8 protein-coding genes and 1 tRNA gene are annotated in these 12,931 nt (G+C 36.4%); 7 read left to right on the forward strand and 2 right to left on the reverse strand.

Annotation, left to right across the window (positions count from 1 at the left end; genetic code table 11):
* The first annotated feature begins 16 nt into the window (after positions 1-16).
* Positions 17-89 (forward strand) — tRNA-Gln (locus ACZIYX_RS04350).
* A gap of 139 nt (positions 90-228) precedes the next feature.
* Here ACZIYX_RS04350 and ACZIYX_RS04355 read toward each other — a convergent pair.
* The gene (locus ACZIYX_RS04355; protein ID WP_462680975.1) at positions 229-1,062 is read right to left on the reverse strand and encodes a universal stress protein; all 834 of its coding nucleotides are present in this window, start codon (positions 1,060-1,062) and stop codon (positions 229-231) included.
* A gap of 240 nt (positions 1,063-1,302) precedes the next feature.
* On the opposite strand from ACZIYX_RS04355, the gene rimP reads away from it, so the two are divergent.
* Genes rimP through infB form a run of 3 tightly spaced genes read left to right on the forward strand, consistent with a single transcriptional unit; the run spans position 1,303 to position 5,903 of the window.
* The gene (gene rimP / locus ACZIYX_RS04360; RefSeq protein ID WP_462680976.1) at positions 1,303-1,767 is read left to right on the forward strand and encodes a ribosome assembly cofactor RimP; all 465 of its coding nucleotides are present in this window, start codon (positions 1,303-1,305) and stop codon (positions 1,765-1,767) included.
* A 15-nt stretch (positions 1,768-1,782) separates the two neighbouring features.
* A complete protein-coding gene (nusA, locus tag ACZIYX_RS04365) occupies positions 1,783-3,015 on the forward strand; it encodes a transcription termination factor NusA (RefSeq protein WP_462680977.1) in 1,233 nt (410 codons plus the stop codon).
* A 44-nt stretch (positions 3,016-3,059) separates the two neighbouring features.
* A complete protein-coding gene (gene infB, locus ACZIYX_RS04370; RefSeq protein WP_462680978.1) occupies positions 3,060-5,903 on the forward strand; it encodes a translation initiation factor IF-2 in 2,844 nt (947 codons plus the stop codon).
* A gap of 67 nt (positions 5,904-5,970) precedes the next feature.
* On the opposite strand, the gene ACZIYX_RS04375 is transcribed toward infB, so the two are convergent.
* Positions 5,971-6,435, reverse strand: a complete 465-nt coding sequence (locus ACZIYX_RS04375) for an SPOR domain-containing protein (RefSeq protein ID WP_462680979.1) — start codon at positions 6,433-6,435, stop codon at positions 5,971-5,973.
* A 224-nt stretch (positions 6,436-6,659) separates the two neighbouring features.
* Between ACZIYX_RS04375 and ACZIYX_RS04380 the strand changes: the two genes are divergently transcribed.
* The 3 genes from ACZIYX_RS04380 (at position 6,660) to nrfD (ending at position 12,931) form a co-directional block, all read left to right on the forward strand.
* Entirely contained in the window at positions 6,660-7,985 is a 1,326-nt protein-coding gene (locus tag ACZIYX_RS04380) for a c-type cytochrome (RefSeq protein WP_462680980.1), read from the forward strand.
* A 61-nt stretch (positions 7,986-8,046) separates the two neighbouring features.
* Positions 8,047-11,166 (forward strand): TAT-variant-translocated molybdopterin oxidoreductase, encoded by a 3,120-nt coding sequence (locus ACZIYX_RS04385; RefSeq protein WP_462680981.1) that lies wholly within the window; start codon positions 8,047-8,049, stop codon positions 11,164-11,166.
* Positions 11,167-11,200: 34 nt separating this feature from the next.
* Positions 11,201-12,931 (forward strand): NrfD/PsrC family molybdoenzyme membrane anchor subunit, encoded by a 1,731-nt coding sequence (nrfD, locus tag ACZIYX_RS04390; protein ID WP_462681039.1) that lies wholly within the window; start codon positions 11,201-11,203, stop codon positions 12,929-12,931.

Genomic DNA, 12,931 nt, shown 5'->3' on the forward strand with positions numbered 1-12,931 from the left:
ACCCGCAAAGGCACATTGGTCTATGGTGTAACTGGCAACACGTCTGGTTTTGGTCCAGAAGAGTCTAGGTTCGAGCCCTAGTAGACCAACAGAAAAAACCCCTGAGTTATTATAAACTCAGGGGTTTTTCGATTTTAACGCACAACATTTGTTGTTTTTTAAAAATGTAGCAACTCCGGTTACTCAGATAGTTAGATCAGGTTCTGGTACATTTTTTTAGCGCGGTTTCTATATTTTAAAGGTAAGAACAGGTCTTTTTGCGTGATTTACTACATCTTCTCCCAGGCTTCCGTTAATAAAATGAGATATCCCTTTTCTGCCATGAGTGCTAATGCCAATCATACCTGCGTGAATTGATTCTGCAAAATTCAAGATGCCTTTTTCTACGGTAATATCATTGTATATATTCAAGGTATAATTGTTAATAGGCAGATTAGATATCATTTTATTCATTTTTTCTTCAGTTTCGTAAGTTGTTTTAAAGCCATTAGCGGTATTTATCCAAACCAAATGAAGTTTTGCATCTATAGATTTAGAAAAATCATGAGCTGCTTGTAGGCATGATTTGTCCTCGTCATCAAAATTAGTTGCATACACAAAGTCGTTTATGTTAAAAATATCACAATCTTCTTTGATTACCAGAACAGGTTTTTTGGATGTTCTTACTATTTTTTCGGCGTTAGAGCCTATAAATAATTCTTCAAAACCAGATGAGCCGTGAGATCCCATAATGATAATATCTACATTGTTTTTGGTGCTGGAATTTATAATCCCATGCATTACATCTTCAAAGCTCACAGTATCAATTACATTAATATCTTTTAAGTAATCCCTGCTTGTTACCTCTTCAAATTTTTTATGAGCCTGTTTCATAAAAAAAACTGCCTCAGGAGCAGGGGCGGGCATGCCAGAAGACATCAGGTCTGCCAGGTGCATTGGGAGTTCCAGTATATGTAGTAGGTAAATTTGTGCATTATTTTTTTTTGCAATTTGCGCAGCTACTTTTAAAGCACTTTCTGCTTGCTTGGAGAAATCTGTGGGAACCAGTATATTTTTTATCATGACTTTGTTTTTGAAGTTCAAAAAATAGGTATTGTTTTAATAGATTCAAAAAAAGTATTAGGGTTTAATTTATAGTTAATTTTTTGGAAAAAAAACTAATCCAAAATAAAGCATCTTAAATTTACGAATAAATTCATTCTCAGCGATATTTTGTATCTAAGATATTATTACTATCTTTGCACCGTTGAAATTAAAAAAACAGGATGAGGGGACAAAAAAGTCCCCTCTTTTTATCTATTTATGTCATTAAAAGACAAAGTTCGTAGTTTATTAGAAGAGGCGCTTCAAGAAAATCCGTCTCTGTTTCTGATTGAAAGTAAAATTCATCCGGATAATAGTATTGAAATTATTATTGATGGAGATGAAGGTGTAAAGGTAGAAGATTGTATTACTATTAGTAGGGCGATCGAGCATAACTTGGACAGAGAAGAAGAAGATTTCTCTCTTCAGGTAATGTCTGCCGGTGTTTCCGAAGGTTTAACCCATGTTCGCCAGTATAAAAAAAATGTAGGCAGAAAACTTAAAGTAAAAACAAAAGAAGAAGTGTTTGAAGGAGATTTAGTTTCGGTAACAGAAAAAGAAATCACCTTAAACTGGAATAGCAGAGAGCCTAAGCCCGTAGGAAAAGGTAAGGTAACAGTAACAAAAGAAGTTAGTGTGACTTATGATAATATTGTAGAAGCAAAAGTTATAATAACATTTTAATTATAATATACTGATATGGAAAATATCGCATTAATAGAATCATTTTCAGAATTCAAGGATGATAAGTTTATAGATCGTGTTACGCTAATGTCGATCTTGGAAGATGTGTTTAGAAATGCTCTAAAGAAGAAGTTTGGTAGTGATGACAATTTCGATATCATTATAAATCCTGATAAAGGAGATTTGGAAATATGGAGAAATCGTGTCGTAGTAGCAGATGGTGAAGTTGAAGATGATAATCAGGAAATTTCATTAACAGCAGCAAGAAAAATAGAGCCTGATTTTGAAGTAGGTGAAGATGTATCAGAAGAAGTAAAACTTATACATTTAGGAAGACGTTCTATATTGGCATTGCGCCAGAATTTGATTTCTAAAATTCATGAGCATGATAATACCAATATATATAAGCAATTTAAAGACTTAGAAGGAGAAATCTACACAGCAGAAGTTCATCATATTCGCCATAGAGCAATCATAATGCTGGATGACGAAGGAAATGAAATTATATTGCCAAAGGACAGGCAGATACCATCAGATTTTTTCAGAAAAGGAGAAAATGTGCGAGGAGTTATAGAGTCGGTAGAGCTTAAAGGTAATAAGCCATCTATTATTATGTCCAGAACCTCTCCGTTGTTTTTAGAAAAACTGTTTGAATCAGAAATCCCCGAAGTATTTGATGGACTAATCTCTGTTAAAAAAGTGGTGAGAATCCCGGGAGAAAAAGCCAAAGTAGCTGTTGACTCTTATGATGACAGAATTGACCCTGTAGGAGCTTGTGTCGGTATGAAAGGTTCTCGTATACATGGTATTGTTAGAGAATTAGGTAATGAAAATATCGATGTAATTAATTACACAAACAATTTACAGTTGTATATAACAAGGGCTTTAAGTCCTGCAAAAGTTACTTCGATAAAGATTAATGAAGAAACGCATCGGGCAGAGGTTATGCTAAGACCAGAAGAGGTTTCTAAAGCTATTGGTAGAGGAGGACATAACATTAGATTAGCAGGTCAGTTAACTGGTTATGAGATAGATGTGTTTAGAGAAGGAGTAGAGGAAGATGTAGAGCTTACCGAGTTTTCTGATGAGATTGATTCTTGGATAATCGAAGAATTTTCTAAAATAGGTTTGGATACAGCAAAGAGTATTTTAGAACAAGAAATAAGTGATTTAGTAAAGCGAACTGACCTTGAAGAAGAGACAGTAAGTGAAGTGATGAGAATATTAAAATCTGAATTTGAAGATTAATAATCACAATATAATTATATTTGAGCATTAAATAAAAGGCGTTTATGGCTGAAGCAGGAACAATGAGATTAAATAAAGTATTACGTGAATTCAATATCTCGCTAGATCGGGCTGTTGACTTTTTGAGTTCAAAAGGTTACGAGATAGATGCACGTCCTACTACAAAAATTTCTTCAGAGATTTATAAACTCTTGTTTGATGAATTTCAAACAGATAAGAGTAAAAAAGTGGCCTCTAAAGAAGTTGGAGAGGAAAAGAAGAAAGAGAAAGAAGCATTGCGTGTACAAATAGAACATGAGTTAGAAGAAAAACGTAAACGTGCCGAAGCTCGAGAAGTTGTAAAAGCTAAAGCTCAATTAACCGGACCCAAGCAGGTCGGTAAAATTGAATTAGACGGCAATAAAAAGAAGGAAGAAACTACAAAGCCCGAAGAAAAAGTAGTGGAAATCCCTAAAAAAGAAGAAGTAAAACAAGAGGTGAAAAAACACATCCCTGAAATAGTTTCTAACAGACCGCCAAAGATAGGTTTGAAAATAACAAAGCAGGCGCCAAAAGAAGTGAAAGAGGAAAAGCCTGTTTCAGCTCCTGTGCCGCCACCGCCAGTTGTGGATAAAGAAACTCCCAAAGTTTCTCCCCCTCCTCCTCCGGTTGTCGAAACAGAAGTTTCTAACGAGCCAGAAAGAGTCAAAACGCAGTATAAAAAACTAGAAGGGCCTAATTTTACCGGGCAAAAGATCGATTTAACCCAGTTTAAAAAACCGGTTAAAAAGAAAGATGATAGAAATGATAAAAAATCTGCATCTGCAGGAGATGCAGCTAAAAAGCGTAGACGAAGAATAAATAAAGATGGGACAGCTAATCAAGGAACTCCCGGAGGTGGAAAACCCGGAGGTCAGGGTGCTGCCGGAGGAGGAAACAGAGGTCCTGCCAATAGAGGAAGAGGCCCTGTAAAAGGTAAAAGACCTGCTGTTGTAAAAGAAGAGCCTAGTGAAGAAGAAGTGCAAAAACAAGTTAGAGAAACTCTGGAAAAACTGCAGGGTAAATCTAATAAGTCTAAAGCAGCTAAGTATCGTAGAGATAAAAGAGATCAACACCGTCAAAAAGTAGAAGATGATGTAGCACAACAAGAACAGGAAAGCAAGGTTCTTAAAGTAACAGAGTTTGTTACTGCATCAGAAGTTGCTACGATGATGAATGTTCCTACTACACAGATTATTTCTGCATGTATGTCTCTTGGTATTATGGTAACTATGAACCAACGTTTAGATGCAGAAACACTATCTATAGTTGCAGATGAGTTTGGATATGAAGTTGATTTTGTAACTGCAGACATCGAAGATTCTATAGAAGAGATTTTAGATGCGGAAGAAGATTTAGAAGCAAGAGCGCCGATTGTAACAGTTATGGGGCATGTGGATCATGGTAAAACGTCTTTACTGGATTACATAAGAAAAGAAAATGTAATTGCAGGAGAAAGCGGTGGTATTACACAACATATAGGTGCCTATGGAGTGCAATTGGAGAATGGGCAAAAGATAGCGTTTTTAGATACGCCAGGTCACGAAGCCTTTACTGCGATGCGTGCTCGTGGTGCACAAGTAACCGATTTGGCTATAATCGTAATAGCAGCAGATGATGATATTATGCCGCAAACTAAAGAAGCGATTAGTCATGCGCAAGCAGCTGGTGTTCCTATTGTGTTTGCCATTAATAAAATAGATAGGCCAGAGGCAAATCCAGAAAAGATAAAAGAAAAACTGGCTTCTATGAATTTATTGGTAGAAGATTGGGGAGGAAAAATACAATCTCATGATATTTCTGCTAAGACAGGGTTAGGAGTAAAAGAATTGTTAGAAAAAGTACTTCTGGAAGCTGAAATATTAGAATTAAAAGCAAATCCAAATAGATTGGCTTCTGGTACTGTAGTTGAAGCATTTTTAGATAAAGGTCGTGGATACGTTTCTACTGTTTTAGTTCAAACAGGAACACTTCGAGTAGGAGATTATGTTCTTGCAGGTAAAAATAGTGGTAAGATTAAAGCGATGCAGGATGAAAGAGGAAATAATGTTAAAGAGGCAGGACCTTCTACGCCAGTTTCTATTTTAGGATTAGATGGGGCAACCCAGGCAGGAGATAAGTTTAGTGTGTTGGAAGATGAGCGTGAGGCTAAAGATATTGCCTCTAAACGGGCACAGTTGCATAGAGAACAATCTGTTCGTACACAAAGACATATTACTTTAGCAGAAATCGGACGACGAATTGCTCTGGGAGACTTTAAAGAACTTAATATTATTCTTAAAGGAGATGTGGATGGTTCTGTAGAAGCATTAACAGATTCGTTCCAGAAATTATCTACCGAAGAAATACATGTCAATATTATTCATAAAGCAGTAGGAGCAATAACCGAAAGTGATGTATTGCTTGCATCAGCATCAGATGCAATTATTATAGGATTTAACGTTAGACCCGCAGGTAATGCTAGGCAAGTTGCTGATAAAGAAGAAATCGACATCAGAACATATTCTATCATCTATGATGCGATCAATGATCTTAAAGATGCGATGGAAGGAATGCTGTCTCCGGTAATGAAAGAAGAAATTACAGGTAACGCAGAAATTAGAGAAACATTTAAGATTTCTAAAATTGGTACTATTGCAGGATGTATGGTTCAGAATGGTAAAATATACAGAAACTCAGGAGTTCGATTAATACGGGAAGGAGTAGTTGTATACACAGGAGAGCTTTCTTCATTGAAACGTTTTAAAGACGATGTGAAAGAAGTAGGAAAAGGATACGATTGTGGATTACAGGTTAAGAACTATAATGATATTAGAATTGGGGATGTGATTGAAGCATACCAGGAAGTTGCAGTTAAGAAAAAGCTGTAGCAGATATTATATAAACAAAAAAAACCGATGTGAGAACATCGGTTTTTTTTTGTTTATGTTTAAAGAACTAGCTTTTTTCTGGTCTGAATATAAATGCATTCGGAAATTTAGTATGTATTTCTTTCAAAGCTCTGTCTGCTTCAAGTCTGGTACGGTAATTTCCGATCCATACTTTGTAATTAGGGGTTTCCCATTGTATAGTAGAATCCCATTCTGTAAACGCTTCTTTGGATGCTTTTACAATCTCATTGGCTTTGTTTAAGTTTCCATAATATAGTTGGATCTTATAACGATCACTAAACTCCCCGTCTTTTTCCATCTTGGATTTTATATCCAAAAGCATTTTTATTCTTGGATCTTGGTTGATAGTTACAGAAGCCTCTGGTCTTGGAGTTAGATTTACAGAAACAAAATTGCTCTGGTTGGGGGTTTCTGGAGTAATGTTTGGGTTATCTTGTGCAGTTAAATGATTGGAAGCTATTAGATAAAACCCAAATATAAAAATATAGTTTCTGGTGTTTAACATTCTCATTACAAATTGATTTGATACAAAGGTAAAGTTTAATAATTCAAAATTATTAAAAAATATTATTTAGAATTGTTATAAATTAACAGTTAACAGTAATCTAACATTTCTAAAATCGACTTATTATAGTACTTTTGTCGTCGAATTAAAAGTGCTGGTTTTTATGTCTTTTTTTAAGAGATAGATGAAAAAACCATACCAAAAATAAGACGATAATTCTACTTTACAATATGAAACAGGTGAAACACCGAAATTCAGCCTCTAAAATCCTAATTCTAGGAACTGTTTTTTTATTTACTTTTTTTACTCCTGTTTTTGGACAGGACGAAGCAGCTGTTGATACCGTTGCTGCAACCGAAGCTTCATCTGGAGGAGATGTAGCGAAAGGAGAAGAGTTGTTTAAATCTCTTTGTGCTGCTTGTCATAAACGATACAAAAAAATGACAGGTCCTGCTCTTTTTGGGGTAGCAGATAAGTACGAAAAAGAATGGATTTACTCTTGGGTAAAAAATAGTTCAGCTATGATTGCTTCGGGAGATGCACAAGCTGTTGCTATTTTTGAGGAATATAACAAAACTGCAATGAATGCTTTTCCGCAGTTATCAAATGCCGATATAGACAATATTCTGGCGTATGTTATGGTTCCTAAAGCAGATCCGCCAGAACTAGGTACTGGCGCAGGAGGCGATACTGCTGTTGCAGGAGGTGGATCGGGAGTGTCTACTAATGTTATTCTTGCAATTTTAGCTTTGGTATTTTTAATGCTTATGGTGGTTTTATTCTTGGTAAATAAAACACTTAGGAGCTTTGCAGAAGCCAATAACGTAGAGTTGCCTAAAGAAGAAAAAGGAACTCCAATATGGAAAGCATTTGTTCAAAACCAATTTTTAGTGTTGGTGACAGCAATATTCTTGCTGTTAGCTAGTGGTTACTTTGTGTATGGTTACTTTATGCAAGTAGGAGTTGATCAAGGATATCAGCCTGTTCAGCCAATACACTATTCACATAAAATCCACGCAGGAGACAATCAAATAGAATGTAAATATTGTCACTCTTCAGCAAGAGTTAGTAAAACATCAGGGATTCCTTCTCTTAATGTTTGTATGAATTGTCATAAATCGATAAGCGAAGTAGCAGACGCTACCGCTACAGAAGAGTATTCTAAAGAGTTTTATGACGGGGAAATCCAAAAGCTGTATAAAGCTGTTGGTTGGGATACTAATACTCAATCATACACTGGTAAAACAGAACCAGTTAAATGGGTGCGTATACATAATCTTCCTGATTTTGCATACTTTAATCACTCTCAGCACGTAAGTGTTGCAGGAGTAGAGTGCCAGACTTGTCATGGTCCTGTAGAAGAAATGGAAATCATGTATCAACATGCTCCACTTACAATGGGATGGTGTATCAATTGCCATAGAGAGACCAACGTAAAAGTTGCAGATAATAAATATTACGAGAAAATTCATAAAGAACTTTCTAAGAAATATGGTGTAGATCAGCTTACAGCTGCTCAAATGGGCGGTCTGGAATGTGGTAAATGTCATTATTAATAATAAAAAAATTGTTTTCCATAACAGGAAAAATATAGTAAGAAGCTAATATCAATTATATATGTCATCAAACAAGAAATACTGGAAAAGTGTTGAAGAGCTAAACGAAAATAGCTCTATTGTTGAGACGCTACAACAAAATGAATTCGTTAAGGAAATTCCTACGGATGAATTTTTAGGTGATAAATCATCGTTAGAAAACTCATCGACAACACGTCGTGATTTTCTTAAGTATGTAGGTTTTAGTACTGCCGCTGCATCTTTAGCAGCATGTGAAGGGCCTGTGAAAAAATCGATACCCTACGTAGTTCAACCAGAAAGAATAGTTCCTGGTGTGGCTAACTATTATGCAACTACAATTGCAGATGGGTTTGATTTTGCTAGTGTTTTGATTAAAACAAGAGAAGGTCGTCCTATTAAAGTAGAAAATAACAATCTTGCTTCTTCAAATGGAGATGCTAATGCAAGAGTACATGCTTCAGTATTATCTCTATACGATAGCTCTCGTCTTCAGGGTCCTAAAAAGAGTAACGAAGATATTAGCTGGGATGTGTTGGATAAAGAAGTTGGAGCAAAGCTAAATAGTCTTGCTGGTAAACAAATAGTTTTGTTGACTCAAACCTATGCCAGTCCATCTACTTCAAAATTAATTTCTGAATTCAAAACAAAATACCAAAATGTTACCCATGTAGTGTATGATGCAATATCAAACACAGAAGCTTTGGATGCGTATCAAGCAATGTTTGGAGAAAGAGCACTTGCAGATTATGATTTCTCTAAAGTAAATACTATAGTAAGTGTTGGGGCTGACTTTTTAGGAGATTGGCAAGGAGGAGGATACGATAGTGGCTATGCAAAAGGACGTATTCCTGAAAACGGAAAAATGTCCAGACATATCCAGTTTGAAGCAAACATGTCTTTGTCTGGAGCTAATGCAGACAAAAGAATACAGGCTACCCCGTCACAGCAAAAGCAAGTGTTGGCAGCCCTTTATAAATACGTAACAGGATCTGGTTCTAAAGGGGCTTTAGACTCTAAACTGGATGCAGAAGTAGTTAGCGCAGCCAAACAAATTCAAAAAGCAGGGAGCAGTGCCGTAGTAGTATCAGGCATACAGGATGTAGACGCTCAACTCGTAGTTTTAGAAATAAATAAAGCGATACAAAGCAAAGCTTTTAATCAAAATACACCACGCACTATACGCCAGGGAGATGCCAAAGCAGTGGCTCAATTGGTAAAGGATATGAATGCTGGTCGTGTTGGAGCATTACTTATTGCCGGAGTAGATCCGGTATATACTTTACCTAATGCAAGTGAGTTTAAGACCGGTCTTGAAAAAGTAGATCTTTCCGTAGCATTTAGTATGCATAATGATGCAACAGCAGAATTGTGTAATTATATAGCTGCAACTCCGCATTATTTAGAATCTTGGGGAGATGTAGAGCTTAAAAAAGGAAGCTATAGCTTAATGCAGCCTACCATAAGACCTTTGTTTGATACAAGACAGTTTCAAGAAACTTTGTTAAAATGGACAGGTAACCCATCTTCTTATGATGAGTATATAAAAAGTGCATGGACAGGTATTTTGGGAGGAACCTCATGGAATCAAGCTTTGCATGATGGAGTATTAGTAAAACCAGCCCTTCCCAAGCAAGAGCTGGTAGACGCTATAGAAGCCTCAGAAGGAGATACTACAGATACGGTTGCCACATCAATTTCTACAGGAGCTGACGTTGGAGCAGCAGCAAGAAGGCTTTCTATTGCAAAATCAAATGGTTTAGAACTTACACTATATACAAAAACATCTCTTGGAGATGGTCAACAGGCTAATAATCCTTGGTTACAAGAAATGCCTGATCCAATTACCAGAACATCATGGGATAATTATTTAACCGTTTCAAAGGCAGATGCAGACCAACTGGGTTTGATCAATGAAAACGTGGCTAATGGTGCTCTTAATGGTAGTTATGCTAAAGTTACAGTAGCAGGAAAAGAAGTAATTGCACCAGTAATCATCCAGCCGGGACAAGCTAAAGGATCTGTAGGTCTGGCTTTGGGATATGGTAAAGCTAAAGGGCTTAAACAAGAAATGAATGTAGGGGTAAATGCCTACCCGTTATATCAAAATTTTAATGCAGTACAAGAGGTTTCGATTACTGTAGCAGAAGGGATCCATGAATTTGCATGTGTACAGTTACATAATACATTAATGGGTCGTGGGGATATCGTAAAAGAAACCACACTAGAGATATTTAACACAAAAGATAAACACGAGTGGAATGCAATTCCTGAAGTAAGTAAAAATCATATAGAATATGAGGTTACTTCACCAGAAGTAGATCTTTGGGATTCATTTGATCGATCTATAGGGCACCATTTCAATCTTTCGATAGATTTGAATGCCTGTACAGGATGTGGTGCTTGTGTTATTGCTTGTCATGCAGAAAACAACGTGCCAGTTGTAGGTAAATCAGAAATACGCAGATCCCGTGATATGCACTGGTTGCGCATTGACCGTTACTACTCTTCGCAAGAAAGCTTTGAAGGAGATAATGAGAAAAAAGATAATATTGCAGGATTAGGAAGTTCTTTGTCAGAGTTTGGAGAAATGGAAAACCCTTCAGATAACCCTCAGGTAGTATTTCAGCCCGTAATGTGCCAGCATTGTAATCATGCTCCTTGTGAAACAGTTTGTCCTGTTGCAGCAACATCACATGGTAGACAAGGACAAAATCACATGGCATATAACCGTTGCGTAGGTACAAGATATTGTGCTAATAACTGCCCTTATAAAGTTCGTAGGTTTAACTGGTTCTTGTATAACAACAATGACGAGTTCGATTATCACATGAACAATGATTTAGGTAGAATGGTTCTTAACCCGGATGTTACAGTACGTTCCAGAGGGGTAATGGAAAAATGTTCTATGTGTATCCAAATGACTCAAAAAACTGTTTTGGATGCAAAACGAGAAGGCAGAGAAGTAAAAGATGGAGAATTTCAAACAGCTTGTTCTGCAGCTTGTTCATCAGGTGCTATGGTATTTGGTGATATTAATGATAAAAATAGCAAAGTAGCTAAACTTAAAGAGGATGATCGTATGTATCACTTATTGGAACATGTGGGAACAAAGCCAAATGTGATGTATCATACCAAAGTAAGAAATACTACAGAAGCCTAATTAAATAAATAAAGAATCAATTCAATTATAAAGGATTATGTCTCATTACGAAGCACCTATAAGAAAGCCTTTAGTAACTGGCGATAAAACATATCACGATGTAACTGTGGATGTTGCAGCACCAGTTGAAGGCAAAGCAAATAAATCTTGGTGGATTGTGTTTTCTATCGCGCTTGTTGCTTTCCTTTGGGGAATAGGTTGTATTATATATACAGTTTCTACAGGTATAGGAACCTGGGGATTAAACAAAACAGTAGGATGGGCCTGGGATATTACCAACTTTGTATGGTGGGTAGGTATTGGGCACGCAGGAACTTTGATTTCGGCAGTACTATTGTTATTCCGTCAAAAATGGAGAATGGCAATTAACCGTTCTGCAGAAGCAATGACTATTTTTTCGGTTATTCAGGCAGGGTTATTTCCAATTATCCACATGGGGCGTCCATGGTTGGCATATTGGGTATTACCAATTCCTAACCAATTTGGATCACTTTGGGTAAACTTTAACTCTCCGTTATTGTGGGATGTATTTGCAATCTCTACGTATCTTTCTGTGTCACTGGTTTTTTGGTGGACAGGTTTGCTGCCGGATTTTGCAATGATAAGAGATCGTGCAATAACACCATTTAATAAAAAAATATACAGTTTACTCTCTTTTGGGTGGAGTGGTAGAGCAAAAGACTGGCAACGTTTTGAAGAAGTGTCCTTGGTACTTGCCGGTTTAGCAACACCTTTGGTACTTTCTGTACATACAATTGTATCTTTTGACTTTGCAACATCTGTAATACCAGGATGGCATACCACGATATTTCCTCCTTATTTCGTTGCAGGTGCAATTTTCTCAGGATTTGCAATGGTAAACACACTTCTTATTATTATGAGAAAAGTTTCGAACCTGGAAAATTACATTACTGTTCAGCATATAGAATTGATGAACATAGTAATTATGATTACAGGTTCTATCGTTGGAGTAGCCTACATTACAGAACTTTTTGTAGCTTGGTATTCTGGAGTAGAGTATGAACAATACGCATTCTTAAACAGAGCCACAGGACCATACTGGTGGGCATATTGGGCAATGATGACTTGTAACGTGTTTTCACCACAATTTATGTGGTTCCCAAAACTTAGAAGAAGTATCATGTTCTCTTTCTTTATATCTATTGTAGTAAATATAGGAATGTGGTTTGAACGATTTGTAATTATTGTGACCTCATTGCACAGAGATTACCTTCCATCTTCATGGACGATGTTCTCTCCTACATTTGTAGATATAGGAATATTTATTGGTACCATAGGATTCTTCTTTGTTTTATTTCTTTTATATGCACGTACATTTCCTGTAATAGCACAAGCAGAAGTGAAAACAATTTTGAAATCTTCAGGAGAGAAATACAAGAAACTTAGAGAAGCAGGGATAGATCATAGAGATGAGTTACCAAAAGTTAAGGCTAATGTTATTAACGAAACAGAGGGAGTAACTGAAGCCAAAACAGAAGTAAAACAAGAAGATATAAACAGCTTGTTAAGTAGTTTGGGCGCATTTGATACTTCTACACAAACTGCAGATGATCTTAAGCAAGTAAATGGTATCGGACCTGTAATGGAAAAGAAACTAAATGAACTTGGGATATTCACTTTTGATCAAGTAAGTAAAATGACCAAAACTGAGTACGATTTATTAGATAATATTACTGGATCTTTTCCTGGTAGAGCACAACGTGATGATTGGGCAGGACAGGCAGAAAAACTTAAAAATAACTAG

This window comes from Aquimarina sp. (assembly GCF_977115655.1).

Bases quoted from the DNA above. Each gene is read 5' to 3' on its own strand.
- ACZIYX_RS04355 (WP_462680975.1), bottom strand. From the start codon at position 1,062: ATGATAAAAAATATACTGGTTCCCACAGATTTCTCCAAGCAAGCAGAA.
- rimP (WP_462680976.1), top strand. From the start codon at position 1,303: ATGTCATTAAAAGACAAAGTTCGTAGTTTATTAGAAGAGGCGCTTCAA.
- nusA (WP_462680977.1), top strand. From the start codon at position 1,783: ATGGAAAATATCGCATTAATAGAATCATTTTCAGAATTCAAGGATGAT.
- infB (WP_462680978.1), top strand. From the start codon at position 3,060: ATGGCTGAAGCAGGAACAATGAGATTAAATAAAGTATTACGTGAATTC.
- ACZIYX_RS04375 (WP_462680979.1), bottom strand. From the start codon at position 6,435: ATGAGAATGTTAAACACCAGAAACTATATTTTTATATTTGGGTTTTAT.
- ACZIYX_RS04380 (WP_462680980.1), top strand. From the start codon at position 6,660: ATGAAACAGGTGAAACACCGAAATTCAGCCTCTAAAATCCTAATTCTA.
- ACZIYX_RS04385 (WP_462680981.1), top strand. From the start codon at position 8,047: ATGTCATCAAACAAGAAATACTGGAAAAGTGTTGAAGAGCTAAACGAA.